This window comes from Streptomyces sp. NBC_01622, assembly GCF_045209635.1.
In the GTDB taxonomy this organism is placed as follows: Bacteria; Actinomycetota; Actinomycetes; order Streptomycetales; family Streptomycetaceae; genus Streptomyces.
Genome location: NZ_CP109293.1, coordinates 4086539 through 4112267 on the forward strand (window position 1 = coordinate 4086539; position 25729 = coordinate 4112267).

24 protein-coding genes and 2 tRNA genes are annotated in these 25729 nt (G+C 70.0%); 9 read left to right on the forward strand and 17 right to left on the reverse strand.

Going from position 1 to position 25729, the window contains the following annotated elements; all coding sequences use genetic code 11:
* Window positions 1-121: 121 nt before the first annotated feature.
* From OH768_RS18270 to OH768_RS18280, 3 genes are read left to right on the forward strand one after another with little or no spacing between them, the layout of a single operon-like run.
* Window positions 122-916 carry an ABC transporter ATP-binding protein gene (locus tag OH768_RS18270; protein ID WP_406454903.1) on the forward strand — a complete coding sequence of 265 codons (795 nt, stop codon included), beginning with the start codon at window positions 122-124 and terminating at the stop codon, window positions 914-916.
* Window positions 913-1776 (forward strand): ABC transporter permease, encoded by an 864-nt coding sequence (locus OH768_RS18275; RefSeq protein WP_406454905.1) that lies wholly within the window; start codon window positions 913-915, stop codon window positions 1774-1776. The genes OH768_RS18270 and OH768_RS18275 overlap by 4 nt, the downstream gene beginning before the upstream one ends.
* Window positions 1773-2918, forward strand: coding sequence for an ABC transporter substrate-binding protein (locus OH768_RS18280; RefSeq protein WP_406454907.1), 1146 nt, complete (start codon window positions 1773-1775; stop codon window positions 2916-2918). The genes OH768_RS18275 and OH768_RS18280 overlap by 4 nt, the downstream gene beginning before the upstream one ends.
* A gap of 48 nt (window positions 2919-2966) precedes the next feature.
* On the opposite strand, the gene OH768_RS18285 is transcribed toward OH768_RS18280, so the two are convergent.
* The 4 genes from OH768_RS18285 to OH768_RS18300 form a co-directional block, all read right to left on the reverse strand.
* Window positions 2967-3040: transfer RNA gene (locus OH768_RS18285), tRNA-Met, on the reverse strand.
* A gap of 213 nt (window positions 3041-3253) precedes the next feature.
* Entirely contained in the window at window positions 3254-5254 is a 2001-nt protein-coding gene (locus OH768_RS18290; RefSeq protein WP_406454909.1) for a tetratricopeptide repeat protein, read from the reverse strand.
* Window positions 5255-5460: 206 nt separating this feature from the next.
* Window positions 5461-5534, reverse strand: a tRNA-Met gene (locus OH768_RS18295).
* 72 nt (window positions 5535-5606) lie between these two features.
* Window positions 5607-8540 (reverse strand): UPF0182 family protein, encoded by a 2934-nt coding sequence (locus tag OH768_RS18300; protein ID WP_406465325.1) that lies wholly within the window; start codon window positions 8538-8540, stop codon window positions 5607-5609.
* Between the two features lie 174 nt (window positions 8541-8714).
* On the opposite strand from OH768_RS18300, the gene OH768_RS18305 reads away from it, so the two are divergent.
* The gene (locus OH768_RS18305; protein WP_043674543.1) at window positions 8715-9257 is read left to right on the forward strand and encodes a PPA1309 family protein; all 543 of its coding nucleotides are present in this window, start codon (window positions 8715-8717) and stop codon (window positions 9255-9257) included.
* Between the two features lie 86 nt (window positions 9258-9343).
* Here OH768_RS18305 and OH768_RS18310 read toward each other — a convergent pair whose 3' ends face one another.
* The 4 genes from OH768_RS18310 to OH768_RS18325 all read right to left on the reverse strand — a co-directional run bounded on the left by OH768_RS18310 (window position 9344) and on the right by OH768_RS18325 (window position 12485).
* Complete coding sequence (locus OH768_RS18310; protein WP_406454911.1) at window positions 9344-10441, reverse strand: PDZ domain-containing protein; 1098 nt, start codon at window positions 10439-10441, stop codon at window positions 9344-9346.
* A 65-nt stretch (window positions 10442-10506) separates the two neighbouring features.
* Window positions 10507-10671, reverse strand: a complete 165-nt coding sequence (locus OH768_RS18315) for a hypothetical protein (protein WP_406454913.1) — start codon at window positions 10669-10671, stop codon at window positions 10507-10509.
* Window positions 10672-10801: 130 nt separating this feature from the next.
* Window positions 10802-11263 (reverse strand): molybdenum cofactor biosynthesis protein MoaE, encoded by a 462-nt coding sequence (locus OH768_RS18320; protein ID WP_406454915.1) that lies wholly within the window; start codon window positions 11261-11263, stop codon window positions 10802-10804.
* A 109-nt stretch (window positions 11264-11372) separates the two neighbouring features.
* A complete protein-coding gene (locus tag OH768_RS18325) occupies window positions 11373-12485 on the reverse strand; it encodes an SDR family oxidoreductase (RefSeq protein ID WP_355917631.1) in 1113 nt (370 codons plus the stop codon).
* A gap of 192 nt (window positions 12486-12677) precedes the next feature.
* Here OH768_RS18325 and OH768_RS18330 point away from each other — a divergent pair, with 192 nt between their 5' ends.
* Together OH768_RS18330 and OH768_RS18335 are read left to right on the forward strand one after the other, a co-directional pair.
* Window positions 12678-14105, forward strand: coding sequence for a zinc-dependent metalloprotease (locus OH768_RS18330; protein ID WP_406454917.1), 1428 nt, complete (start codon window positions 12678-12680; stop codon window positions 14103-14105).
* Window positions 14102-14617, forward strand: coding sequence for an NUDIX hydrolase (locus OH768_RS18335; protein ID WP_406454919.1), 516 nt, complete (start codon window positions 14102-14104; stop codon window positions 14615-14617). The genes OH768_RS18330 and OH768_RS18335 overlap by 4 nt, the downstream gene beginning before the upstream one ends.
* A 55-nt stretch (window positions 14618-14672) precedes the next feature.
* Here the strand turns inward: OH768_RS18335 and OH768_RS18340 are convergent, their stop codons facing one another.
* The 4 genes from OH768_RS18340 to OH768_RS18355 form a co-directional block, all read right to left on the reverse strand.
* Window positions 14673-15428, reverse strand: a complete 756-nt coding sequence (locus tag OH768_RS18340; protein ID WP_406454921.1) for an AIM24 family protein — start codon at window positions 15426-15428, stop codon at window positions 14673-14675.
* Between the two features lie 17 nt (window positions 15429-15445).
* Window positions 15446-16126, reverse strand: coding sequence for an AIM24 family protein (locus OH768_RS18345; RefSeq protein ID WP_093629034.1), 681 nt, complete (start codon window positions 16124-16126; stop codon window positions 15446-15448).
* An 11-nt stretch (window positions 16127-16137) separates the two neighbouring features.
* Complete coding sequence (locus OH768_RS18350) at window positions 16138-17811, reverse strand: TerD family protein (protein ID WP_406454923.1); 1674 nt, start codon at window positions 17809-17811, stop codon at window positions 16138-16140.
* A gap of 114 nt (window positions 17812-17925) precedes the next feature.
* Window positions 17926-18522, reverse strand: a complete 597-nt coding sequence (locus tag OH768_RS18355; RefSeq protein ID WP_406454925.1) for a M48 family metallopeptidase — start codon at window positions 18520-18522, stop codon at window positions 17926-17928.
* A gap of 219 nt (window positions 18523-18741) precedes the next feature.
* Between OH768_RS18355 and OH768_RS18360 the strand changes: the two genes are divergently transcribed.
* Together OH768_RS18360 and OH768_RS18365 are read left to right on the forward strand one after the other, a co-directional pair.
* Window positions 18742-19968, forward strand: coding sequence for a ThiF family adenylyltransferase (locus OH768_RS18360; RefSeq protein ID WP_406454927.1), 1227 nt, complete (start codon window positions 18742-18744; stop codon window positions 19966-19968).
* On the forward strand, window positions 19961-21349 hold the full coding sequence (locus tag OH768_RS18365; RefSeq protein ID WP_406454929.1) for an ABC1 kinase family protein: 1389 nt from the start codon (window positions 19961-19963) through the stop codon (window positions 21347-21349). Before OH768_RS18360 ends, OH768_RS18365 begins: the two co-directional genes overlap by 8 nt.
* Window positions 21350-21383: 34 nt before the next feature.
* Here the strand turns inward: OH768_RS18365 and OH768_RS18370 are convergent, their stop codons facing one another.
* From OH768_RS18370 to OH768_RS18390, 5 genes are all read right to left on the reverse strand, one after another.
* On the reverse strand, window positions 21384-21593 hold the full coding sequence (locus tag OH768_RS18370; RefSeq protein WP_406454931.1) for a hypothetical protein: 210 nt from the start codon (window positions 21591-21593) through the stop codon (window positions 21384-21386).
* A 134-nt stretch (window positions 21594-21727) separates the two neighbouring features.
* The gene (locus OH768_RS18375) at window positions 21728-22057 is read right to left on the reverse strand and encodes a hypothetical protein (RefSeq protein ID WP_406454933.1); all 330 of its coding nucleotides are present in this window, start codon (window positions 22055-22057) and stop codon (window positions 21728-21730) included.
* The gene (locus OH768_RS18380; RefSeq protein WP_019072119.1) at window positions 22054-22422 is read right to left on the reverse strand and encodes a WhiB family transcriptional regulator; all 369 of its coding nucleotides are present in this window, start codon (window positions 22420-22422) and stop codon (window positions 22054-22056) included. Before OH768_RS18380 ends, OH768_RS18375 begins: the two co-directional genes overlap by 4 nt.
* A gap of 174 nt (window positions 22423-22596) precedes the next feature.
* A complete protein-coding gene (locus OH768_RS18385; protein WP_262055790.1) occupies window positions 22597-22914 on the reverse strand; it encodes a hypothetical protein in 318 nt (105 codons plus the stop codon).
* Between the two features lie 168 nt (window positions 22915-23082).
* A complete protein-coding gene (locus OH768_RS18390; protein ID WP_406454936.1) occupies window positions 23083-25281 on the reverse strand; it encodes an ATP-dependent DNA helicase UvrD2 in 2199 nt (732 codons plus the stop codon).
* A gap of 184 nt (window positions 25282-25465) precedes the next feature.
* On the opposite strand from OH768_RS18390, the gene OH768_RS18395 reads away from it, so the two are divergent.
* Window positions 25466-25708 carry a mycoredoxin gene (locus OH768_RS18395; RefSeq protein WP_406454938.1) on the forward strand — a complete coding sequence of 81 codons (243 nt, stop codon included), beginning with the start codon at window positions 25466-25468 and terminating at the stop codon, window positions 25706-25708.
* Window positions 25709-25729 lie beyond the last annotated feature (21 nt).

The following is a 25729-nucleotide window of genomic DNA, read 5'->3' on the forward strand; positions in this document are numbered from 1 at the left end:
GGCGGCCACCGGGGCTTTGTGCTGCGCACAGGCTTCCCGAATCTGACGGACCGTCATATCGTCGTGCGGCACTCCCCACCCCCCGTACCGACACCCGTACCGAACTCCGCAAGGAGCAACCGTGGGAGACCCGCACCCAAAACTCCACGCCACCCAACTGACCCGCACCTTCGGCCGCGCCCCGCACCAGGTCCAGGCCCTCGGCCCGCTCGAACTCACCGTCGCCCCCGGCGAGTTCGTCTGCCTGGTCGGCCCGTCCGGCTGCGGAAAATCCACCCTGCTGCGCATTGCCGCGGGCCTCCTGCGCCCGAGCACGGGCACCCTGGAGATCCGCACATCACTGCGATCCGATATGCGGCTCCGCCGCGTGGCCCGCCCGGCGGCCATGATCTTCCAGGACTACGGCATCTACGACTGGAAGTCGGTCCGCGCCAACGTCCGTTTCGGCCTGGACATCCAGCGCGTCCCGCGCCGCGAGGCGAACGCCCGCGCCGACGAGTGGCTGACCCGCATGGGCCTCGCCGACTTCGCGGACGCCTACCCCGCGACCCTCTCCGGCGGCATGCGCCAGCGGGTCGCCATCGCCCGCGCACTGGCCGTAGAACCCGAACTCCTGCTGATGGACGAGCCGTTCGCGGCTCTGGACGCCCAGCTCCGCACGATCCTCCAGGACGAACTCCTCGATCTCACCCAGTCGTTGCGCACCACCACCCTCTTGATCACGCACAGCCTGGAGGAGGCGCTCGTGCTCGGTGACCGCGTGCTGGTGATGTCCGCGCGCCCGGGCCGGATCATCGCCGAACACCGTCCGCCGTTCCCGCGCCCACGCACCGGCGACATCCGCGACACCCCCGAATTCACCGCCCTGAAAAGCGAGTTGTGGGAGCTGCTGCGGAAAGAGGCGGTGCCCGCATGACGACGATCGCCCCCGACCGCGAGGATTCGGTCCTGGTCCGCCGCCCCGGCCCGCAGGAACTCCATCCCGTACGCACCCACCGCCGCCGGCGCGCACTGGAACTCTCCCTCGCCGTCGCCGTACCCCTCGCCCTGATCCTGTGGTGGCAACTGGCCGCCACCCAGGGCTGGATCGACCCCCGCGTCTACCCGGCCCCCTCCACGATCTTCTCCGACGGCTGGGACCGGGCCACCGCCGGCGACCTGTGGCCGGACGTATGGGCCACCACCCGGCGCGTCCTGGGCGGCTACGCGATCGGCACGGCGGCCGGCTACGCCCTGGGCCTGCTGATGGGTTCCCTCTCACTCGTCCGGGCCGCGCTGGAACCGCTGTTGGACGCCCTGTACGTCGTACCGAAACTGGCCCTGCTGCCGGTCTTCCTGAACATGTTCGGCCTGGGCGAGGGCCCCCAACTGGCGCTGGTGGCCGCCACGGTCTTCTTCTTCGTGTGGATCTCGACGATGTCGGCGGTCATCGCCATACCCTCCGGACACCGTGACGCGGGCCAGGTCTTCGGCGCCTCCCCCTGGCAGATGTTCCGCCATGTCCTCCTCCCGGCCTCCCTCCCGGCGGTCCTGGTGGGCGCGCGGATCGCGGCGGGCGTGGCCGTCCTGGTCATCGTCGCCTCGGAACAGATCGCCGCGACGAACGGCCTAGGGCACCTGATCTTCGACTCCCGCGCGCTGTTCCAGAACGACGTGATGTTCGTGGGCATCGTGTGCGTCGCGGTCCTGGGGGTCGTCTTCTCCGAACTGGTGCGTGTGGCGGGCCGGTTGCTCACACCGTGGGCACCGCGGGACCGAGGACGGGGGCAGTCATGAGACGGCGTGCGTACGGTGTGGTGATCGTCGTGGCGGCGGTGCTGGCGTCGGCGGGCTGTTCGTCCAAGTACGCGGACGACTCCGGGAGTTCGGCCACGGCGGCCGTCGGCAACCGCACGGTCAAACCCGTGACCGGCTGCGGCAAGTCCTCCTGGACGGACCCGGCGGACCTCTCCCCCACCCGCACCCCGGCCCGCTGCAAGCCACTCACCCCCGCCCCGCACCCCCTCCCCGAGACACGGAAGGTGACGATCGCGACGGGGACGCTCAGCGCCGAGTACGTGGCCCCGCTCGAAGTCGCCCTGGACAAGGGCGAGTTCAAGAAGGAGGGCCTGGACGTCACGCTCAAGGTGCTCCCGACCCCGGACGCGCTCCCCCTGCTGGCCAAGGGGAACATCGACGCGATGTGGGCGGCCCCGGAGGCGGCCGTCATGAACGGCGTCGAGGGCGGCTTCGACATCAAGTGGGTCGCCGGGAACTTCTCACCCGACCCCGAGTCGAAGAGCGGTCTGTGGGTGAAGCTGAAGAAGGGCGAGGCGGCGGCGGACGTCCGGATGGCGGGCCGCAGGATGGGCACGATGATCGGCAAGGGCTCGGTGATCGCGTACCCCATGGAGAAGGCCCTCGCGACGCACGGCGGCGGCCTCGACAGGATCCAGTACCAGCAGCTCGGCTCGGCCGACGTCCTCACCGCCCTCCAGAACGGCGGCGTCGACTCCGCGTGGCTCCTCGACCCGGTCTGGCGCAAGGTCGACGGCAACCCCGCGTACGCCTTTCTGGGCGGCCAGCCCCTCGGCGAACCCCTGGGCGGCATGCTGTACGGCCGCAGCTTCCTGCACGACGACGTGGACGCCGGCGTGGCCCTCCTCCGGGCCTACATCCGCACGGTGAACACGTACTTCGCGGGCGACTACAAGAGCGACCCCGCCTTCGTCACATACCTCGCGAAACTCCTGAAGACGGACGAGACGGTCCTGAAATCAACCCCGTCGCTCACCATGGACTGGGAGATCCGCGCGGGGACGACGACGCGATTGCAGGCCGCGTACAGAGCGGCGGGCGTGTCAAAGGGGCCGGCACTTCCGGAATCCAGGACGGTGGACCGCTCGCTGTACGAGGAGGCGGTGGGCCACCAGCCGTAGAAACACCGAGGGCCGGAACCCTTTCGGATTCCGGCCCTCGGCCTTGAGTAGCGGGGACAGGATTTGAACCTGCGACCTCTGGGTTATGAGCCCAGCGAGCTACCGAGCTGCTCCACCCCGCGTCGGTAAACACGACACTACGTCAGTCGTACCGAGAGAAGCAAATCGTTTAACAGCGCAGGTCAAAGCCCTTCACTTCTGAGCCCGGTCCGGCAAAATCCAGCCCGTCCGGCGTTTGAGGACGTGGCCCCTTCAGGGCCGAAGCGGGGGTCTGGGGGTGGCAGCCCCCAGTGACGGGACGGGTAGGGGCGGCGGGGGCGAAAAACTCCCCACCCCTACGCCGTCAGCTCCTGCCGCAACGCGTCCCGAAGCCGAGCCGCCCGCTCGGACACCTCCGCAGGCCCGAGGGACACGGCCCGATCAGCCCACCGCTGCCCCTCCGCCAGCTCCCCGCGACGCGCGTAAACCAGCGCCAGCCGCAACGCCGCCCGCCCATGCCCGGCATCCGCAGCCCGAGCCCACCACACCGCGGCCTCCGGCTCACTTCCTTCCCGAACCAGCAACAGCCCAAGGTTGAAAGCCCCGTTGCGCGACCCGGCCTCGGCCGCCTCCCGGTACCACCGGGCCGCCTCGACGACATCCCCGCGCGCGGCGGACAGCATCCCGACCCGCACCTGGGCCCGCCGGTGCCCCTGCGAAGCCGCCCGCTCGTACCACTCCTCGCACTCGGTCTTCTCGTGCACCTGTTCGCCCAGCTCGTGCGCGGGCGCCGGCGGTCGCCGCGCGTCGAGCACCGAGGCCAGCCGGTACGCCGCCTCCGCGCTCCCCCCGCCGGCGGCGCACCGCAGATGCCGCTCGGCCTCCCGCTCGTCGCCGTCCCGCAGCCGGGCGATCCCGACCTGCAACGCCGCTTCCGTGTGCCCGGCCGCCGCCGCCCGCTCGTACCAGGGCAGCGCGACTGTCTCCTCGCCGCGCCCGGCGAAGAGAATCCCGAGGTTGAAGGCCGCGTCCACGCTGCCTGCCTCCGCGGCCTTGGAGAACCACGGCTCGGCACCGGTCGCGTCGCCGCCCTGGAGCAGCAGTACGGCGAGCGCGTTGGCCGCCTCGCGATGTCCGGCGTAGGCCGCGCGCCGGTACCACTGCTCGGCCTGCGCGGTACGCGCCTGCTCGGCGCAGAGCAGCCCGAGGTTGTACGCGCCGTTCACGTCACCGGCGTCCATCGCGGCCCGGTACCAGCGCTCGGCGGTCTGTGTCTCGCCGCGCTCGGCGTGCAGCGCGCCCAGCGCGTTGGCCGCGTTGCCGTCACCGTCCTGGGCGGCGCGCAGCCACCACACGGCGGCGCTCTCGGTGTCGCCGGCGTCGCGCAGCAGGAACCCGAGTGCGCAGGCGGCGCGGGCCTCGCCGTCCTTGGCGGACGTCAGATACCAGCGCCCGGCCTCCTTGAGTTCGCCCCGCTTCTCCAGGATCGCCCCGAGCTGCAGAGCGGCCCGCTGATGCCCACGGGCGGCGGCCTGCCGGTACCACTGCTCGGCTTCGTTCCCGGGAACCGGGGGCGCGGAGCCCGCAGGGCCTCCGGAGGGCGATCCGGCACCGCTGTCGGCCCCGTCCCCGTTTCGACTGGCGACCCTGCTCCCGCCTCCGCCCCTTTCCCCGTCCTCGGTCCGGTTCTGGCCTCCGGCCCTGCTCCCGCTGCCGGCCCGCTCCCCGTACCGGACCCCGTCCGAGATCCCGTCCCGGTCTCCGATCCCGTGCCCGTCCCCGTATTCGTCCTCATGCGGCGCCCGCCGATCGAGCGCGCGCGCCAGCCGGTACGCGGCCTCGCGGTGCCCGCGCTCCGCGGCGGACCGCATCCACTGCTCGGCCGCGGTGTCCCCCCGGTGCTCCAGCAGGTCGGCGAGGGCGTACGCGCCGAGCGCGTGGCCCTGCTCGGCGGACTGGCGCAGCCAGTACTCGGCGGCGGGTTCGTCGCCGCGCTCGCGGTGGTACCGGCCGAGTGCGTGCGCGGCGGCGGCGGAACCGGCCACGGCGGCGATCCGCCACCATCCGGCGGCCTCGTCGGCGTATCCGCGCTGGTGCAGAAGGACACCCAGGTTGTTGGCCGCGGCCCGGTCGCCCTCGGCGGTGGCGGCACGCAGCAGGGGCTCGGCTCCGTCGAGATCACCGCGGCGCAGCAGCATCGCTCCGAGGACACTCGTCGCCTCGACGTCGCCGGCCTGTGCGGCGAGCCGTGTGCGTGCCTCGTCGACAGCCTCCCCCTCACCGGTCTCGTCCCGGTCGGAAGGCTGCACAAAACGCCCTGTATCCAACAGAGTTGCCTTGTCCCCCATAACGTCCATCGTCGCACCACCTGCAACCTGGGTACACCTGGTATACCGCAGCCAGTGAGGTCTCTACAGCGTTTTGTCGACATGCCCACAGAGAGACAAGCGAAACACGGTTTCACCAAGTCCCCCGGGCGGCACGGCCGTCACCCTCGTCGGCACATGCGTTCGCACAGCGCGAAGGCCCGGATCCTTGAAAGGATCCGGGCCTTCGCGATCAGTAGCGGGGACAGGATTTGAACCTGCGACCTCTGGGTTATGAGCCCAGCGAGCTACCGAGCTGCTCCACCCCGCGCCGTTGTGTTGCAACCGTACCACGGTGCGGGGTGGGCCTCTGACCTAGTGATCAACTGCCGCCTGAGCTGCGCTAACCACTCGCACTGCTCGGACTGCTGCTGGCACTCGGACTAGTGCTGGGACTCGGACTGCTCTTGTCGCTGCCGCTGCTCTTCTCAGCAGCGGCCTGCGCGTCCTCGGCCCGCTTCAGCGCGGCCTGCAGATCCTTCTGCGCCTGTCCGTACGCCTCCCAGTCGCCCTTCTTCAGGGCCTGTTGGCCCGCGTCGAAGGCCTTCTGGGCGTCGGTCAGGGCCTGTTGGACCGTTGGGTTGCTGGATGTCGGTGGACTCGTGGTGCCCGTATCCGGTGGCGTGGTGGCGGTCTCCGCCCCGAAGACCTTGTTGAGCCCCTCGTCCAGCGTGTCCTCGAAGGCGGTCTTGTTCCCGTAGGCCACCAACACCTTGCGCAGGAGCGGGTACTTGAGTCCACCACCGCGTACGTAGACGGGCTCCACGTACAGCAGTCCTCCGTCGAGCGGCACCGTCAGCAGGTTGCCGTACTCGATGTCGGAGTCGCCGCCCTTGAGCAGCTTGATGGATTCGGCGATGTCCTGTTGGGAGTTGAAGGCGCTCTGCACCTGTTTAGGGCCGCCGACGGTCGTACTGGTCGGCAGCTTCAGGATTCTGATCTTGCCGTAGTCGGGGCTGCCCGCCTCGGAGTCGACCGCCATGAAGGCGCTGAGGTTGTCTCTCCCGTTCGGTGTGAACGTCGTCGTCAGGGAGAACGCCTGCGCGGACTGGTCCGGCATCTTCATGCTCAGGTAGTACGGCGGTACCGCGCTGCCCGACTTGTTGGTCGGGTCGTCCGGCACCTGCCACACCTCGCTGCCGCTGAGGAACGTCTGCGCGTCCGTCACGTGGTAGCGGGTGAGCAGTTCGCGCTGGACCTTGAACAGGTCCTGCGGGTACCGGAGATGGGCCATCAGCGAGGCCGAGATGTCCGACCTGGGCTCGACCGTGCCGGGGAACGCCTTCATCCAGGTCTTCAGGACCGGGTCCTGGGTGTCCCACTGGTAGAGCTTGACCTGACCGGTGTACGCGTCGACGGTCGCCTTCACCGAGTTGCGGATGTAGTTGACCTGGTTCTGCTGGGCCACCACCGCGCGGTTGTTGTTGGTCGCGGTGAGCGAGTCGGCCGTGGTGTCCCCGAGGGTCGTCCGGGAGGCGTACGGGTATCCGTTGCTGGTGGTGTACGCGTCGACGATCCACTGGATGTGGCCGTCCACGACCGCCGGGTAGGCGTCACCGTCGATGGTCAGCCAGGGCGCCACCGCCTCGACGCGCTCCTTGGGCGTGCGGTTGTACAGGATCCGCGAACCCTCGCCGATCGCACCGGAGTAGAGGATCTGCGGCTCGTTGAACGCCACCGCGTACGCGGCCCGGTTGAGCGGGTTGGAGAGGTTGACCCCGCTCTTGCCCTTGTAGCTGGTGGTCTTCTCACCGCTGTCGTCGGAGTAGTCGATCTCCTTCTGGGGACCGCCGACGATCGAGTACGTGGTGGTCTTCTCGCCGTAGTAGATCTGCTGCTCGTACTTGCCGAGGTCACCCGAAGACGGCAGATCGGACTCGGTGAAGACCGGGCGGCCCTCGGAGTCGACCTCGGTGCCCTTGGCGGCGACCACTCCGTAGCCGTGCGTGTAGCGGAAGTGGTCGTTGATCCAGTTGTTCTTCGGGATGCCGTTGAGGTTCAGCTCGCGCAGCCCGATGACCGTGTCCTGGTCCTTGCCGTCCTCGGTGTAGCGGTCGACATCCAGGTTGGTCGGGAACGCGTAGTAGTTCCTGATCTGCTGGAGTTGCTGGAACGTGGGCGACACGACGTTCGGGTCCACGATCCGGATGCTCGCCGTGGAATCGACGTCCGCGCGGAGCTTGGTCTTGTCCTTGGTGGTGCTCGTCCCCGAGTACTCCGTGACCTTGGTGTCGTCGATGCCGTAGGCCTCGCGCGTCGCCTTGAGGTTCTTCTGGACGTACGGGGCCTCCTTGGCCTGCTCGTTGGGCTGGACCGTGAACTTCTGGACGATCGCCGGGTACAGGCCGCCGATGAGGATCGCGGAGAGCACCATCAGGCCGAAGCCGATGACGGGCAGCTGCCAGGTGCGCCGCCACAGGGTGGCGAAGAACAGCAGCGCGCAGATGACGGCGATGCAGAACAGGATCGTCTTGGCCGGCAGATACGCGTTCGCGTCGACGTATCTGAGGCCGGTCCAGTCACCCGTCGCCTTGAAGTCGCTTGATTTGACCGCGAGTCCGTAGCGGTCGAGCCAGTAGGCGACCGCCTTGAGGGCGACGAAGATGCCGAGCAGCACCGACAGATGCCCGGTGGCGGCGGCCGTGGCGCGCGCGCCCGGGCTGGTGATGCGCAGGCCGCCGTACAGGTAGTGCGTCAGCGCGGCGGCGAGCAGCGAGAGGATCGCGGCGGCGAAGCCGAAGCCGAGCAGGAAGCGGTACCAGGGCAGGTCGAAGGCGTAGAAGGAGACGTCGAGATGGAACTGCGGGTCCTTCTGGTGGAAGGGCACGCCGTTGACCCACATCAGCCAGACCCGCCACTGGCTGGACGCCGAGGCGCCCGCGATCAGCCCGACGAGGGAGGTGATCGCAAGAAGCAGCCACTTCTTGTACGGCGCGATGCCCATGCGGTAGCGGTCGAGGCTCTGCTGCTCCATCGACATGGCGCTGAGCGGCGGGCGCAGACGGTGCGCCAGCCAGATGTTCACGCCGACCGCGGCCGCCATCAGCAGGCCGAAGACGAAGAACAGGCCGATCTTGGTCGACAGGGTGGTGGTGAACACGGACGAGTAATGCACCGACCGGTACCAGAGCCAGTCCGTCCAGAAGCCCGCGAACATCGTGAACGCCATGCCGAGTACGGCAAGGACGCCCAGTGTCATGAGCAAAGTCCGGACCCGCCGGGACGGGCGGCCCACTCTGATCCGCGGCCCTTGCGGGCCTCCGCCGCGGTCCGGCATCTGGAAAGCCAAGGTGCGCACCTCGAAGTTCGCTGTTGGTCGCTGTCGTTGCGTCAGGCCCCCGGGTTCGCGGACCGTCCGTAGCCCCACGTGATCGCGGGCCCACACCTATGCAACTTACTCACCGCTTACTCGGTTCCCGATTCCGGCCATGAACGAGGCAGGATTGTGACCATGTCCAACACCCCCATGGCAGCGAACCCCCTCACCCGGGCCGTACTCGAGATCGACGAGTACGCCTCCGGCCTCGGCTGGGACCAGCCCGCTCGCCTCTTCGCCCTCGTAGACACCGCGCGACTGCGGGCCCAGGAGCCCGGTCTCGCGGCCCAACTCGGCCTGCGGGACGAGCCCGAGACCACCGGTCTCACCCCGATCGAGCAGGAGGAGATCCCGGCCGGAAAGCCGCTGGACGAGTTCCTCGGCACGATCGCCTGGCCCGACGCGGTGGCCGGCTGCGCGCTCACCGTCGAGCGGCTGATGCTGCCGCCGTCAGCCGAGGCCTCCGTCCCGGACGGGCTGAGCGAGAAGAAGCTCACCCAGTGGGTCGCCCAGCACCCGGACCGCCAGGAGGTCCGCATGACGGTCGCGGTCCTGCGCGACGGCACCCGCGACTCGGCCCTGCGGCTGCGCGAGAAGGACTCCCCCACGGAGGTCCTCACCGGCGGCGCCCTCGTCCCGGGCCTCGCGGAGGCCCTGTCGGCGACCTTCGAGGACTGACGTCCTCTCCTACGGCTCCGGGGGCGCCCTCGGCCTGAGGGCGCCCCCGGAGTCGTACGCGAGGTCTTCTTAAAGAAGAGGCCTGTTCAGTCCTTGGTGCTGCACTTCGGGAGGTCGGCGGTCTTGCCGCTGTTGATCAGCTTGAGGTCGCTGATCGCGTCCTTGATGGTGTTCACCTTGACGAGCCTGAGGCCACTGGGGGTGTCCTTGGCGGCCTCCGCGCAGTTGTCGGCGGGCGTCAGGAAGTACTGGGCGCCCTTGTTGCGCGCGCCGACGGTCTTCATCGAGATGCCGCCGATCGGGCCGACCTTGCCGTTGTCGTCGATGGTGCCGGTGCCGGCCACGAACTTGCCGCCGGTGAGGTCGCCCGGGGTGAGCTTGTCGTAGATGCCGAGCGCGAACATCAGGCCGGCGCTCGGGCCGCCGACGTCGGCCAGCTTGATGTCGATGCTGAACGGGAACGTGTGATCGGTTCCGGCCGAGATGCCGACGATGGCGCGCTTGGCACCGGTGTCGTCGGAGGTCGCGGTGGTGATCGTGATGTCCTTCGTGGCGGTCGCCGTCTTGTTCGCCTTCACCGCGGCGGCCTGGTCCTTGGCCGACACGATCCTGAACACGACCTTCTGGCCCGGCTTGTGCTTGGTGACCAGCTTCGCGACGTCGTCTGGCTGCTTCACCGTCGTACCGTCGACGGCCTTGATCACATCACCGGCGTGCAGCTTGCCCTCGGCCGGGGAACTCTTGAGGACCGTCGAGACGATCACCCAGGACTTCACCGGGATGCCCAGCTGGTCCAGGGCGGCGACCTTGGCGCTCTCCTGGGACTGGCTGAACTCCTCGGCGTTCTCCTGCGTCGACTGCTGCTCCGTCTTGCCGTCCGGGTACAGCGTGTCGTGCGGGACGACCTTGTCGTCGTGGGCGAGCCAGCCGTACACGGCCTCGATGAGGTTCATGTTGTAGTCGGCGCTGGTGACGCGGACCGTCGTCATGTTCAGGTGGCCGCTCGCCGGGTAGGTCTTGCGCCCGGTGATCTGCAGCACCGGTTCGCCGTCGTGGTCCCCGAGCGTGTTCACCGTCGGGCCCGGTGACATCTCCGAATACGGGACGTTGATGAGAACTCCCGCGCACAGGAGCGCGATCAGCATCAGCGTGGAGGCGAGCATCGTCGCGGTGCGGCGTGGCATGGCACGACAGTACGGGACGCTTCTGTCAGCGCACCGTCAGGGCCGCCCTCCGGTCACGCTTCCCTTCACATGCCCGAGTGGGGCTTGTCCATCGCCTCGCGGAAGCGGGCATAGCCGTCCAATTCCGGACCGTCACTGCGCACCTTGCGGGTCCTGTTGGCCCAACTGCCCCACAGGCCGGCACCTATCGCAGCCACCAGCGGAATCAACAACCAGGCGAGTGCTGCCATGCCGACCTCCCAACCCTACAGAGTCACCTCAACCGACTGATCAGCAGATCAGCCAGCCCCACTGACAACGCTCATCCCAGGGGGGCGGTTACGCAACCGGGGGGGCGGGTGAGAAGTACGTGAGTGCGCATCAGCAGGCGCCGACCCACTCATCGGTGCCGTCGGAGAACTGCTGGTGCTTCCAGATCGGCACCTCGTGCTTGAGATCGTCGATCAGCTTCCGGCAGGCCTCGAAGGCCTCACCCCGGTGGGGACACGACACGGCGACGACGACCGCCAGGTCCCCGATCTCCAGATCCCCCACTCGGTGGACGGCGGCCAGCGCCCGCACCGGGTAGTCCGCGACGACCTTCTCGGCGACGCGCCGCATCTCGGCCTCGGCACTGGGGTGGCACGAGTACCCCAGCCGGTCGACGTCTGCACCGCCGTCGTGATTGCGCACGGTCCCGACGAACAGCGCCGTCCCACCGGCCGCGTCGTCCCCGACCGCCCGGAAGACCTCGTCCACGGAGAGCGGCGTCTCCCGGATCCCGATCAGCTTGACGGGATCCTGCGCGGCCTGCTCACCGGGGTGGTCGATCGTGGGTGCCATGCCTCCATCGTGCCGCACCCCGCCGACAGCGCGGAATAGCACTTTCGCCAGGCACGCGCGCGTGCCTGTTTGGAGCGTCCTACAGAGTGTCCTCGGGGAGCACCGCTCCTCAGATCCGGCGCCGGGCCTTCCGCGCCCGCCGTACGACCGCCGCCGCGCCCAGCAGCGCAACCGTCGCGCCCGCGGCACCAGCCGCCGTGGCGTCCTTGCGGCCGAGCCGTCGCCCGACGACCGTGTGCCGCCCGGAGACCTCCTCCAGGAGCTCCGCGAGCACTTCCTCGTTGGTCCACTGGGGCCGCCAGCCCGCGTCGTGCAGCCGGCTCCCGCTCACCACCCAGGGGTACATCGTGTACGCCAGGTCGCCGGCCGGGGACGGGGTGAGCCCGATGCGGTGCAGCCGGGCCGCCGCGCCGAGCGCGACCGCGGACGGCAGCTCCATGCGCCGGATGCCGCTGAGCTCCTCGACCTCCTCCTGCTCCAGCCATCCGTCGCAGCCGACGGCGAGTTCCCCGTCGACCTTCTCCAGGACGGCGTACTCCAGGGCGCTGCACAGGTCCTCGACATGGCAGAACTGCCAGGCGGGCCGTGACCCGGCCACCACCAGCAGCCGGGGCGACTCGAAGTACCTGGTCAGCGCGGTGTCGGTGCCGCCGACGAGGACTCCGGGGCGGACGACGGTCACATTGAGCCCGGGATGCGCCCGAGGCGCGCGCCGCGCGAGCCGCTCGACCTCCAGGAGGTCGCCCACACCAGTGGCCTCCGCGGTGGCGCGGAGTTCGGCGTCCTCCGAGAGCGGCAGTTCGTTGTCGGGCAGCGCTCCGTAGACCATCGCCGAGGTGCAGAGCACGACCCGGTGGACCCCGGCCGCCGCGGCGGCGGTCAGCACGGTCTGCGTCCCCCGCACGTTGTACGCCGAACGGGCGGCCGGGTCGGTCTCCAGATCGAGGTCCAGTGCCAGGTGTACGACGACGTCGGCGCCGCGCAGTTTCTCCGCGATGGCCGGATCCCGCACATCGAGGATGTGCCACTGGGCCGCCGCGCACTCGCCGCGCCGCTCGTCGATGGCGATGACCTGCTTGATCTCCTCGGACGCGGCGAGCCGCTCGGTGAGGAGCGCCCCGATCCCGGACGCGGCGCCGGTGACCGCGACGACGGGCCCGCGCACGGCAGGACTGGTTGAATGGTTTCGCGCTGCGCGAACCTGCGGATCTGGGGAACTCACCGGGCGTCTCCAGCGGTTGTCTTCAGTACGGACGCGCGTGACGCGTCCGGACCAGGTGGCATCCATCCTGCCGCAGGCGAGGTCTCGGCGAAGCACCGAGGCCCGATCGGCCCGCGGTGTCTACCCTGGGTGGTGTTGAAGGGCAGTCGCGCCGTCGGAGAGAACCGGCGGCCTTAACAGCCGAGGAATCCCGTGAGTGACACCCCATTCGGATTCGGCCTTCCGCCGGAGGAGCCGGACGACGGCGACGAGGGCAAGAAGAAGGACCAGGAGAGCGGTGGTGGTCAGGGACCGGCCAACCCGTTCGGTTTTGGCGGGCTGCCCGGTGCCGGGGGCTTTGGCGGCCCCGGCGCGGACAATCCGCTCGCAGCCATGTTCGGCTCCCTGAACCCCAATGACCTGGGCGCCGCGTTCCAGCAGCTGGGCCAGATGCTCTCGTACGAGGGCGGCCCGGTGAACTGGGAGATGGCAAAGCAGATCGCCCGCCAGACGGTCTCCCAGGGCACTCAGGACGGCACCAAGGACGCGAGCATCGGCCCTGCGGACCGCAGCGCGGTCGAGGAGGCCGTCCGCCTCGCCGACCTGTGGCTGGACGACGCGACCTCGCTGCCGTCCGGTGCCGGCTCCGCCGTGGCGTGGTCCCGCGCGGAGTGGGTCGAGGCGACCCTGCCGGCCTGGAAGGAACTCGTGGACCCGGTCGCCGAGCGTGTCGGCGCGGCCATGGGCGATGTCCTGCCGGAGGAGATGCAGGCCATGGCGGGCCCGCTGATCGGCATGATGCGCTCCATGGGCGGCGCCATGTTCGGCACGCAGATCGGGCAGGCCGTGGGCGTGCTCGCGGGCGAGGTCGTCGGCTCGACCGACATCGGCCTGCCGCTCGGCCCGGTCGGCAAGGCCGCGCTGCTGCCGCTGAACATCGAGGCCTTCGGCAAGGACCTGGGCATTCCCCAGGAGGAGGTGCGGCTCTACCTCGCCCTGCGCGAGGCCGCCCACCAGCGCCTGTTCGCGCATGTGCCGTGGCTGCGCTCGCATCTGTACGGCGCGGTCGACGGGTACGCGCGCGGGATCAAGGTCGACACCGCCAAGCTGGAGGACGTGGTCGGTCAGTTCGACCCGCAGAATCCGGAGCAGCTGCAGGACGCCCTTCAGCAGGGCATGTTCCAGCCGGAGGACACGCCGGAGCAGAAGGCCGCCCTGGCCCGTCTGGAGACGGCTCTGGCGCTCGTCGAGGGCTGGGTGGACGCGGTGGTCCACGCCGCCGCGAAGCCGCGCCTGACGTCCGCCGACGCGCTCCGCGAGACCCTGCGGCGCCGCCGCGCGACGGGCGGTCCCGCCGAGCAGACGTTCGCCACGCTGATCGGCCTGGAGCTGCGCCCGCGCCGGCTGCGCGACGCCTCCCGCCTGTGGGCCTCGCTCACGGACGCGCGCGGTGTCGACGGCCGGGACGGTCTGTGGGCCCACCCGGACATGCTGCCGACGGCCTCCGACCTGGACGACCCGGACGGCTTCGTGCACCGCGAGCAGCTGGACTTCTCCGAGTTGGACAAGCTGCTCGGCGAGGCGGCGAGCGGCACGGAGGAGAAGCCGGACCTCAAGAAGAAGGACGACGACTCCGAGTGACCCTGCACGACGACGCGGTCCTCGTACTGAAGAGCTACGAGGGCCAGACGGAGCTGCGCCAGGCCTACCTTGACCACCTGGCCGCTCACCCGGACGGCATCTGGAAGGCCTGCGGGGATGGGCACATCACAGCGAGTGCCCTGGTCATCGACCCAGAGCAGGGGCGAGTGCTGCTCACGCTCCACAAGAAGCTGCGGATGTGGCTCCAGATGGGCGGCCACTGCGAGCCGGTCGACGAGACGCTGGCAGCCGCGGCCCTGCGCGAGGGGACCGAGGAGTCGGGCATCACGGGGCTGCGTCTGCTGCCGGGCGGCCCTGTGCGCCTGGACCGGCATCAGACACCGTGCGCCTGGCATCTGGACGTCCAGTACGCGGCGCTCGCCCCGGCCGGAGCCGTGGAGGCGATCAGCAACGAGTCGCTCGACCTGCGCTGGTTCGCCTACGACGAGGTGGCGGCCGTAGCCGACGAGTCGGTCGTGCGGCTGCTGGAGGCGACGCGCGCCGGGCTCTGAACGTGTAAGGGGCGCCCGCATTGGCGGGTGCCCCTTACGTTCGACTCCTTGACGCTCAGCTCCAGACGTTGCCCTGGTTCTGCGCGTGGGCGCCGTGCTGGCCCATGCCGTACTGGGCGGCGAGGCCCTGGCCGATCGCGGCGTTCTGCGGCGGCAGGAGTTCGCTGGGCTGGACAAGCGCGTAGCCGCTGCCCATGAAGCTCAGCTCCCAGCCCTCGCCGGTGTTGCCGCGGCGCCGCCACACCCCGGAGGAGTGCGTCTGGGCCTGCATCTGGACGCGCAGGCCGGTGGACCAGGCGACGATGGCGTCGGCGTCGCAGTTGACGTACTTGTCGGGCGTGACCTGCATCATCAGCGGCGCACCCGAGGTCATCAGGGCGACCTTGCCGCGGCCGGTGATGTTGAGCTGGTACTTCCCGGAGCCGGAGATGCCGTACTGGCTGTCCACGGCGATGACCTCGTGGTGCAGCGAGGAGTCCATCGCGAGGACGTAGCTGCTGTCGACGGTCAGGCCGTCCTGCTCCACATCCACTACGTGGATGTGCTGGGCGAGGTTGGCGAGGAAGACCGTGCCCTGCCCGTGGCAGCGCATCAGGCTGAGGCCCTCGCCGGTGGCCGCACGCGCGTAGGCCTGCTGGGTGTTCTGGTACTCGGCGTCGAACTCGACGAGCCCCTGGTAGGCGACCATCGTGCCCTTGCGGGCGAGGATGTCGTCGTGGCCCTCCAGGACGATGCGCAGCATCTGCTTGTTCTGGAGGCTGTAGCGGTCCTGGGACTGCGAGTCGTTGAACGCGAAAAGCGGGCTCTGCATGGTGTCGTGTTCCCCCCTCAGCCCCGGAACCGGAGACGGTCGGTGCTGTCCTCGCTGGGCTGGACGACGACGATGCCCTGCCCGGAGAAGGCCATCTGATAGGCCTCGCCGCTGCCGCGGCCGATCAGCGACTGCGCCTTGAAGCTGCGCTTGCCCTTCACCTTGAGGTTCGGGGACCAGGCGACGAGGGCGTCCGGGTCGACGTAGGTCTCGTCGTCGCCGCCACCGCAGTCGACGACGATCGGCTTGCCGCGGGAGGTCAGCGCGACCCAGCCCTGGCCGCTGATCTTGGTGTTCCACAGGCCCTGCCCGGCGAACTTGGCGAGCCCCTTGACGCGCTCGACACCCCAGGTGAGGGACGTGTCGAAGGCGAGCAGATTGGTGGCGTTGACGGAGATCCCGTCGCCGTTGAGGTTGATCACGACGACGTCCGCGCCGTAGTCAGCGAGGTAGAGGAGTCCGTCTCCGGAGCACTTCATCAGGGGCGCGCCCTCGCCGGTCATCCAGTCGCGCGCGATCTGGCGCACGGCCGGCGGGTTGGGCTCGTACTGGATGAAGCCCTCGTAGGCGATCATCGAGCCCACGCGCGCGAAGAGGTCGCTTCCGGTCTGCATGGCGACCTTCAGCATGTTGTTGCCGTGGTTCTCCATGCGGGCGGTGACGGGTGCGGGGGCGTAGCCCGCGAGCGGCTGGTTCATGACGGGCTCCCTCAGACCTCGTACGGCTGGACGACGACGAAATTGCCGGGGGCGGCCCGGAACTGCAGGTTGACGCTCTCGCCGGTGTCTCCGGGGTACGCGTTGCGGCGCATCCGGACCTGGCTGGAGACGATCACCTGGGCGGCGGCGGACCAGGCGACGACCGCGTTGCAGTCGGCGAACGTGGTCGGCGTGACCGGCAGGACGACGGGCGAGCCGTGGGTCTTCACGACGATGGTGCCGGTCCCCTGGAACTGCATCGTGAACAGCGCGCCTCCGGGGATGCCGTGTCCCTCGATGCGTCTGACCTCGTACTGGAGGCTCTCGTCGAAGGCGAGGACGTTCTCCGCGGAAACGCAGATCGCGTCCCCCTGGAGCTCGACGGGGTGCAGGTGGGTGGAGTTCTCGGCGAGGAACACCTGCCCCTGGCCGGTGCAGCGCATCAGCTGCATCTCCTGGCCCGTCGCGTTGCCCACGAGGCGGCCGGCGAACCCGGCGCCCTTGTAGCCGAAGTCGACCTTGCCCTGGTAGAGCACCATGCTGCCCTGGCGGGCCAGTACCGGCTGGCCGCCGATGCCGAGGTCGACGCGGATCAGCTTCTTGTTCTGCTGCGTCCAGCGCTGCCCGGTGGGCGTCTCCTTGAACTTCTGCAGCGCGGCCGACACACCGGCGCCCTGGGGAGCGCCGGAGGGCACTCCGTAGCCGGCCGGCTGGGCCGGAACCTGCCCGTATCCCGGAGGGGCGGGCGGCTGCTGGCCGTAGCCCGGAGGCGGGGTGGCCTGCCCGTAGCCGGGAGGAGCCGGGGGCTGGCCGTACCCGGGAGGCAGCGGCGCGGTCTGTCCGGGGGCCTGCTGCCCGTACGGCTGCGGCGGCTGGCCGTAGGGCGCGGGAACGGGGCCCGGGGGCGGCACAGTTCCGGGGCCGGGCGGGGTCATCGGCGCGATGATCGTCGGCGCGGCGTGCACGGAGGGCGCGGGTGCCGGGGCCGGGGGCGGCGTGGCTCCCGGCGGGGGCGCGAAGCCCTGCGCGGGGGCCGGGACAGGGGCGGGTGCCGGGGCGGACGGGGTGCCGAACGCGGGCGGCGCGGAGGTCTGCGGGGGCGGCGCGAAGCCCGGGGCCGCGCCGGACTGCGGCTGCGGGGCGGCGGGGGCCTCCTCCTCCATGACCTCGCCGCCGAAGTTCTTCAGCAGCGCTTCGAGGCCGCCGTCGAAGCCCTGGCCGACGGCGGCGAACCGCCAGACGTCCTTCAGGTAGAAGTCCCCCAGCATCACGGCCCGCTCGGTGGTGAACTCCGAACCGTTGAACGAGTAGCGGGCCACTTCCTCGCCACCCGCGACGATCCGGACATACCCGGGGGCGATCTGGGACATCTGTCCGGCGCCGTCGAGCGTGGCCGTGAACGCCAGCTTGTGGATCTGCGGCGGGATCTTGTCGAGCGTGACCCGGAAGGACTCGGCGTCGCCCGCCTGGGCGCCCAGGAGCTGGATGGACTCCTCGGGGGACTTCGGCTGGTTGAAGAACACGAAGTACCGGTCGTCCGAGAGCCGCTCCTCGGCGTCGAGACCGAAGCAGCTGATGTCGAACGTCAGCCCGGGGCCGGTGATCTGTACGCCTACGTACAGATCGGTGCCCGCGGTGAGGTCACTGATCTTGGCCTTGTGGCCGCGTTGGAATTCCCTGGCCATGCGTAACGACCGTCCCCCATCCCGATGCGATGTGCGTCGCGTCAGGCTAACGGCAATCTCCGACACCGGAGTAAGTCGGTACAGACCCGGTACACAATCCCCCACAGGGGACGGTCACTCCTCGCGGGCGCCCGGCGGATGGGGCAGCCGTTCGGCCGCGACCACACCTTCGAGGTACCCCTTGGCCCGCTCGGTGCGCGGATACGCCTCCAGGAGCCGCCAGAAACGCGGGCCGTGCCCGGGCACCAGGAGATGCGCGAGCTCGTGCAGCAGCACGTAGTCGACGACGTACTCGGGCATGCCCTGCAGCCGGTGGGAGAGCCGGATGCTGCCCTCGGAGGGCGTGCAGGATCCCCAGCGCGTGTTCTGGTTGGTGACCCAGCGCACCGAGCTGGGCCGGGCGCGGCCGTCGAAGTACTGGGCCGACAGGCGCTCGGCGCGCTCGGCCAGCTCCGTGTCACCGAGCACGCGTTTGCTTTCCTGGGCGGCCAGCTTGTCGAGCATGACGGTGACCCAGCGCTTCTCCTCCGCCTCGGACATGCGGGCGGGGATCAGCACGACGGTGCGATCGCCCTCGCGGTACGCGGAGACCGTTCTGCGCCGACGCGCACTCCTGCGAACCTCGATCGCGCTCGCCCCCGAGCCGCTTGGCGGCTGGCTCGTCGTACTGCGCTGTGGTTTTCCGGCGCTGTGCAGTGGGTCGGCGGGCACGCCATGACGTTACCCTCTGCACACGCGGGAAGTCCCGACTCCGGGACGGTTTCGGTGTCGATCCCCCACCAAGCGTTTGATTCGTACGACGAATCCCCACCGCCTGTGGACAACTTTCGGCGGCCGGCGGCCGGGCCGGGCAGGCTGGCACCACCGGCGGAGCACCGACCAGTTCCACCGGAACACGGGACGTACTTCCTACGGCTACGGGGGACTGTCATGCATCCGACGGTGAAGCCCGCGCTGCGGCGCGGCTGGCGTGATCTCAACACCGTGCAGTTCGGGATGACACCGGCGCACGCGATGACGCTCGGCCCGATGGACACGGCGACGGGCAGTTTCCTGGAGCTGCTCAACGGCACGCGCGGACTGCCGCTCCTGCGCGAGGAGGGCCACCGGATGGATCTGCCCGAGGGCCATGTCGACCAGTTGGTGAAGGGGCTCACGCACGCGGGCCTGCTCGACGACGCGAAAGGCGGCGGTCCCGCGGCCGACGCGCTCCGCGCGAAGAAGGACGTCCTGGACCGGCTGCGCCCGGACCTCGCGTCGCTCTCCCTGACCACCGGCGAGCCGGGCGCGGCGATGGCCCGACTGGCGGCGCGTCGGGGACTGCGCGTGCAGGTGAGGGGCGCGGGCCGAGTGGGCGCGGTGCTGGCCTCACTGTTGTCGGGTGCGGGGGTCGGCGAGATCGACGTGCGCGACGGCGGTGACACCGAGCCCTGGGACGTCGCTCCGGGCGGGCTGCCCGCCGAGGCCGTCGGCGAGCGCCGGGACGAGTCGGCACGGCGGGCGGTACGCCGGGCGGCCCCGGACCGGTCGCCGCGCCGAACCTCGGGGACCGCGCGGGAGGAGAGCGAACCCGGTTTCTCCCTGGTGGTCCTCGCCCCGCGCGACGATGTCGCCGTGCACGCGCCGGACCCGTCCGCCGCCGCCGACCTGATCGCCTCGGGGACCCCTCATCTGTACGCCGGTGTCGTGGAGGCCACAGGAACGGTGGGCCCGCTGGTGCTGCCCGGCGAATCGGCGTGCGCGGGCTGTCTGCACCACGCGCGCACCGACCGGGACCCGACCTGGCCGCGGCTGGTCGCGCAGTGGCGCTCCGGCAAGCAGCCCCGGGTGCGGCCCTGCGATCTGGCGCTGGCCACGACCGTCGCCGGGCTGGCTGCCGCGCACGCGCTCGCCTTCCTGGACGGGCAGTCGCCATCGAGCGCGGGCGCGCGGTGGGAGGTCTCGCTTCCCGGTCTGCACTGGCACGCGCGGCCGGTCTGGGCGCACTCCGCGTGCCCCTGCGGAGCCGCGGAAAAGGAGGCGGAGAAAGGTAAAGAGGGACACACCTCTACGGACGAGGATCGACACGCGACAATGGCAGAGGACCGGCCGTCGAGGGACGTGCGCCGTAAGGCAGACTCGGCCCGGCCGGCTGGGACTTGGAGGGCGCATGTCTGATCTTCCCCGCAAGGCGGTCACCCGTACCGCCAAGCTCGCCGCGCTCCCGCTCGGCTTCGCCGGGAGAGCCACGTGGGGGCTCGGGAAACGGATCGTGGGCGAGTCCGCGGAGATCGTCGGCCGCGAGCTGCAACAGCGCACGGCGGAGCAGCTGTTCAAGGTGCTCGGCGAGCTCAAGGGCGGGGCGATGAAGTTCGGGCAGGCGCTGTCCGTCTTCGAGTCGGCGCTGCCCGAGGAGGTCGCCGGTCCCTACCGTGCCGCGCTGACCAAGCTCCAGGAGGCGGCGCCGCCGATGCCGACGCGCACCGTGCACGGTGTGCTGGCGGAGCGGCTCGGCGAGAACTGGCGCGAGTTGTTCGTGGAGTTCGAGGACAAGCCGTCGGCCGCGGCGTCCATCGGCCAGGTGCACCGAGCGGTGTGGCACGACGGCCGCGAGGTCGCGGTCAAGGTGCAGTACCCGGGCGCCGGCGAGGCCCTTCTCTCCGACCTGACCCAACTGAGCCGTTTCGCCCGCCTGTTGGGCCCGCTCATTCCCGGGATGGACATCAAGCCCCTCATCGCCGAGCTCCGCGACCGGGTCTCCGAGGAACTGGACTACGGCCTGGAGGCGCAGGCCCAGCAGGTGCACGCGGAGGAGTTCGAGGGCGACCCGGATGTCATGGTGCCCGCAGTGGTCCACCAGTGCGACCAGGTCCTGGTCACGGAGTGGATCGACGGGATTCCGCTGTCGGAGGTGATCTCGGAAGGCACGCAGGAGCAGCGCGACCGGGCAGGTCAGCTCCTGGCCCGCTTCCTCTTCTCCGGACCGGCCCGTACGGGCCTGCTCCACGCGGACCCGCATCCGGGCAACTTCCGTCTGCTGCCCGCCGACCCGGACGGCAAGGGCGACTGGCGCCTGGGTGTCCTGGACTTCGGCACGGTCGACCGGCTGCCCGGCGGTCTGCCGACCCCCATCGGCGATTCCCTGCGCATGACGCTCGACGGCGACGCCGAGGCGGTCTACGAACTGCTGTGCGCGGAGGGCTTCGTCAAGGATTCGATAGAGCTGGACCCGGACGCCGTCCTCGACTACCTGGTGCCGATCATCGAGCCGGCCCAGGTCGACGAGTTCACCTTCACCCGCGGCTGGATGCGCAGTCAGGCCGCCCGTATCGCCGATCCCCGTTCCCCCGCCCACCAGTTGGGCAAGCAGCTCAATCTGCCGCCGGCGTACCTCCTGATACACCGAGTGACATTGAGCACAATCGGCGTTCTGTGTCAGCTGGGTGCGACGGTGCGGCTGCGCGAGGAGCTGGAGGAGTGGCTGCCGGGCTTCGTGCCGGAGGAGCCGGACGAGTACGAGGAGTTCCCGGACGAGGAGGAACAGGCGGCGGAGGCCTGAGCCCCACGCGAGGACGGGCGCAATCGGTCGCGGCCTACCACCAGTCGGAGTCCAACCGTCCCTCGATCGCCCTGAGGTTCTCCCTGGCGCAGGTGTCGCAGAAATAGTGCCGCGTTCCGTTCTCCACGGAGCAGGTCCAGGTGGATTGCGGGCCTTCGGCCCGGGTGCCGCAGCGGGCGCACACGAGGGGCTGGGGCTCCGCGGTGGAGGCGCTGATGTCACTGCCTCCGGGACTACTCGTCACCCGGCGACGATATCGCCGCGACCGGGGATCGGCGGCAGAACGCACCGCGGGGGCCGGTCCGTTCGGACGGACCGGCCCCCGCGGGGAGCATTCGCCTCCCGGGCTGGGGAGGCCACCGTTTCAGGTGTGATCGGTTACTGCATGACGGCCATGGCGAGCGCACGGCGGGCGCGCATCGAGGCACGCTCGGCCCTGCGCTGCATCCGGCGCGCGGCCAGCAGGCGCGTGACCTGCCGTTCCCGCTCGGCCTCCCGCAGACGCTCGTGCATATGCGCACGGGCCAGGGCTTCTGGAATGAGTTGCATCTCTCGGGTCCTGTTCTGGCGCGACTCGGTCGCACCCGGGGTGGTGAAGTCTGGGATCGCGGAGCCCGCGGGCTCGCTGGGAGTGGACGGCTTCATCGGGGCCTGCTTCTTGGGGTCGTGCGTGAGGGGGCGGTCGATCGTTCCGAGGGTGGTGTTCATGCCGTGACCGGGTTCTTGCGCGGACGGCCACGCGGCCGCTTGCGGGCCACGACGACACCCTGGACGAAGAGCTCGCCACCCCAGACGCCCCAGGGCTCACGCCGCTCCTTGGCGCCGGCGAGGCAGGCCTCGATCAGCGGGCAGGTGCGGCAGAGGGACTTGGCGTACTCGACATCGGCCGGCGACTCGGCGAAGAAGACCTCCGGGTCGTAGGAACGGCAGGGGACGGGCACGCCGAGGTTCTCGATGGCGTCGTCGAGCGCGGTGAGCGCAGTGAGCGGAGTCAAGGTGGAGTCCTCCGTGAGGCCGGGCGGGGGGATCGTTTCGGAAGGCGGTACGGACGGGGCGTGCGCTTCGAGTTGCACGGTTGTTGTTCCTCGTCTGGTCGGTCCGGCCCTGTTGGGCCGGGTGTCGGCTTGGTACCGGGTTCTTTTCTTGTCCCGAGGCCCCTTCGCTCCGTCATCCCCGTTCGGGGACAAACAGAAGGGCCGCGGATCCCGGATGGGGTTCCGCGGCCCTGAAGGCGCCGGCCTGATCAATCAGGCTGGATCACTCCAGGGTTCTGGCCCACGGAAGGCCCACATCTGGTGGTGCTGCGTCGTCTGCTTCCGGCTTCCGGCACCGGGCGCAAAGGCATAGGCCTGCGCCTGTGCTCCTACTGCTTCCAGCGCCTTGGTCGGTCGCTCATTGCGCTCACGGATGGGAAGAACCGCGAGAGACACGGCGGACGCCGGACGGGCGGCAGAAATGCCGGACAGACCGGTGCCCAGGTTCGAAACGCCGAGCATGCACAGGGAGACGACCGAGGGATCGGTCATTTTCACGGTGCTGGCGGAGCTGGTGTTGATGCTGATCACTGGAATCGCCTCCTCTCGGCGTCTCGGGGGACCGGGGGTGAGCCCGATCCTTCGGATATGCAAGTACATCACGGAATCAGGGCCTCCGAGAAGGCCTTCTGTTCCCGTGGCTTAGAACCTATGGGGATCGCTGGGGCATGCGCAAACTATTTTTCCGACGAGTTTTCATCAGTCCCCCGCAGCACCCCCCGCAGGCTCCTGACCGCCGCAGATGGCCAGGACATCGGCCCCGTAGCGGTTGAGCTTGCGCACTCCGACGCCGGGGATCCGCGCGAGTTCGCCCTCGTCGTCGGGGACGGTCTCGGCGATCGCCATCAGCGTCTTGTCGGTGAAGACGCAGAACGCCGGCTGACCGCTGCGCTGCGCCTGGACCTCCCGCCACTCGCGCAACCGCTCGTAGAGGCCCTCGTCCATGTCGGAGGGACAGTCCTCGCAGCGCATCAGTTTCATCTCGCCGGCGTCGGTGAGCGTGCGACCGCAGACCCGGCAGCGGGCCACGGTGCGCTGTGTCCGCCGTGGGACAGCTTGGGGGCCGGTGCCCGTGTAGCCGCGCTCGATGCCGCCGGGGGCGACCAGGCCGGGTCTGCCCGCGGCGCCGGTCGAGCCGGGGCGCAGGCCGTCCAGGAAGCGGCTGGGGCGGCGGTTGGGCCTACTGCCGGGTGCGCGGGCGAGAGCCCAGGAGACGTGGAGCCGTTCTCTGGCGCGGGTGACTCCGACGTACAGGAGGCGGCGCTCCTCCTCGATCTGTTCGTCGGTCTTCGCGTAGCTGATGGGCATCATGCCCTCGGCGACGCCGACCAGGAAGACGGCGTCCCACTCCAGGCCCTTGGCCGAGTGCAGGGAGGCAAGGGTGACGCCCTGGACGGTGGGGGCGTGCTGGGCGTTCGCGCGCTCGTCGAGTTCGGCGACCAGGTCGGCGAGGGTGGCGCCGGGTCTGGCCGCGGCGAAGTCCTGGGCGAGGTTGACCAGGGCCGCCAGGGACTCCCAGCGCTCTCTGACGGCTCCGGAGCCGGCCGGTGGCTCGGTGGTCCAGCCCTCGCCGGAGAGGACGGCACGGACCTGGGAGGGCAGGTCGACGACGTCGTCGAGGAGGGAGTCGTTGCCGCCGAAGCGGGCGGCGCCGCGCAGGGCGACGCCGGCCTTGCGGACCTCGGGACGGTCGAAGAACCGCTCGGCCCCGCGCAGTTGGTAGGGGACTCCGGCGTCGGCGAGGGCCTGTTCGTAGGTCTCGGACTGGGAGTTCGTGCGGAACAGGATCGCGATCTCGCTCGCCGGCACGCCCGCTGCCATCAGGTCACGGATGCGGCGCGCGGCACCCTCGGCCTCGGCGGGCTCGTCGGTGTAGTCGGCGTAGACGGGCTCGGGACCCGCGGCGCGCTGGGAGATCAGCTCCAGTCGGTGGTCGGCGGCCCGGCCGCGGGCCTGGGAGAGCAGGCCGTTGGCGAGGTGGACGACCTGGGGTGTGGAGCGGTAGTCGCGGACCAGCTTGACGACGGTGGCGCCGGGGTGGCGGGTTCGGAAGTCGAGAAGGTGGTCGGGGGTCGCCCCGGTGAACGAGTAGATCGTCTGGCTGGCGTCGCCGACGACGCACAGATTGTCGCGGTCACCGAGCCACAGCTCCAGAAGGCGCTGCTGGAGCGGGCTGACGTCCTGGTACTCGTCGACCACGAAGTGCTGGTACTGCGAGCGGACCTGTTCGGCGATGTCGTGCCGGTCCTGGAGCACGGCGACGGTCAGCAGCAGGACGTCCTCGAAGTCGATGACCGCGCGGTCGCGTTTGACGTCCTCGTAGGTGGCGTAGAGCTGGGCGATCTCGGCGGGGGCGCGGGGAACGTCGCGGCCTGCCTTGGCCGCCGCGGCGGCGTAGTCGGAGGGGACGGTCTGGGTGACCTTGGACCACTCGATCTCGGCGGTGACGTCCCGCAGTTCGCCGCGGTCGAGTCGGATGCGGCAGGCCGCCGCCGCGTCGGCGACGAGCTGGATCTTGCGGTCGACGAGCCGGGGCATGCTGCCACCGATCGCTTTCGGCCAGAAGTACTGGAGCTGACGCAGGGCGGCGGAGTGGAACGTACGTGCCTGCACTCCCGTGGCGCCGAGTTGGCGCAGCCGACCGCGCATCTCGCCGGCGGCGCGGTTGGTGAAGGTGACGGCCAGCACGCTGGAGGACTGCAGGACCCCGGCGCGCACTCCGTACGCGATGCGGTGGGTGATCGCCCGTGTCTTGCCCGTGCCGGCGCCCGCCAGCACGCACACCGGACCGCGCAGGGCGGTCGCCACCTCGCGCTGCTCGGGGTCGAGCCCTTCGAGCACCGCGTCGGCCGAGTCCGGTACCTGCGGGAAGAGGGGGGAGTGCGTTGCTGCTGTCACACGGCCATGCTGCCAGGTCGCCGGAGACGGGTGAGCCGGTTGTCCACAGGGAGGCACCCGCAGTCGTACTAATGCGGCAGGCGTCACGTGCCATGGGATACCCCCGGCGGGAATGGCGGGTGCGTCGCGTACGTTTCCTCCTCTGCGAGGACATATTCCCTGAGCTGTTGAGGAGCGCGAGAGAATGTCGGGCACCGTGACGATGTACAGCACCACCTGGTGCGGTTACTGCCGTCGGCTGAAGAGCCAGATGGAGCGCGAGGGCATCGCGTACAACGAGGTCAACATCGAGCTGGACCCGGATTCCGCGGCGTTCGTCGAGAAGGCGAATGGCGGGAATCAGACGGTCCCGACTCTGCTCTTCGCGGACGGTTCGACGCTCACGAACCCTTCACTGGCCCAGGTCAAGCAGAAGGTCGGCGCCTGACCGACGTTCGGCGCACGCGGC

Bases quoted from the DNA above. Each gene is read 5' to 3' on its own strand.
- OH768_RS18340 (WP_406454921.1), bottom strand. From the start codon at position 15,428: ATGCAGAGCCCGCTTTTCGCGTTCAACGACTCGCAGTCCCAGGACCGC.
- OH768_RS18345 (WP_093629034.1), bottom strand. From the start codon at position 16,126: ATGAACCAGCCGCTCGCGGGCTACGCCCCCGCACCCGTCACCGCCCGC.
- OH768_RS18395 (WP_406454938.1), top strand. From the start codon at position 25,466: ATGTCGGGCACCGTGACGATGTACAGCACCACCTGGTGCGGTTACTGC.
- OH768_RS18275 (WP_406454905.1), top strand. From the start codon at position 913: ATGACGACGATCGCCCCCGACCGCGAGGATTCGGTCCTGGTCCGCCGC.
- OH768_RS18350 (WP_406454923.1), bottom strand. From the start codon at position 17,811: ATGGCCAGGGAATTCCAACGCGGCCACAAGGCCAAGATCAGTGACCTC.
- OH768_RS18290 (WP_406454909.1), bottom strand. From the start codon at position 5,254: ATGGACGTTATGGGGGACAAGGCAACTCTGTTGGATACAGGGCGTTTT.
- OH768_RS18300 (WP_406465325.1), bottom strand. From the start codon at position 8,540: ATGCCGGACCGCGGCGGAGGCCCGCAAGGGCCGCGGATCAGAGTGGGC.
- OH768_RS18280 (WP_406454907.1), top strand. From the start codon at position 1,773: ATGAGACGGCGTGCGTACGGTGTGGTGATCGTCGTGGCGGCGGTGCTG.
- OH768_RS18305 (WP_043674543.1), top strand. From the start codon at position 8,715: ATGTCCAACACCCCCATGGCAGCGAACCCCCTCACCCGGGCCGTACTC.
- OH768_RS18360 (WP_406454927.1), top strand. From the start codon at position 18,742: ATGCATCCGACGGTGAAGCCCGCGCTGCGGCGCGGCTGGCGTGATCTC.
- OH768_RS18375 (WP_406454933.1), bottom strand. From the start codon at position 22,057: ATGAACACCACCCTCGGAACGATCGACCGCCCCCTCACGCACGACCCC.
- OH768_RS18310 (WP_406454911.1), bottom strand. From the start codon at position 10,441: ATGCCACGCCGCACCGCGACGATGCTCGCCTCCACGCTGATGCTGATC.
- OH768_RS18365 (WP_406454929.1), top strand. From the start codon at position 19,961: ATGTCTGATCTTCCCCGCAAGGCGGTCACCCGTACCGCCAAGCTCGCC.
- OH768_RS18320 (WP_406454915.1), bottom strand. From the start codon at position 11,263: ATGGCACCCACGATCGACCACCCCGGTGAGCAGGCCGCGCAGGATCCC.
- OH768_RS18315 (WP_406454913.1), bottom strand. From the start codon at position 10,671: ATGGCAGCACTCGCCTGGTTGTTGATTCCGCTGGTGGCTGCGATAGGT.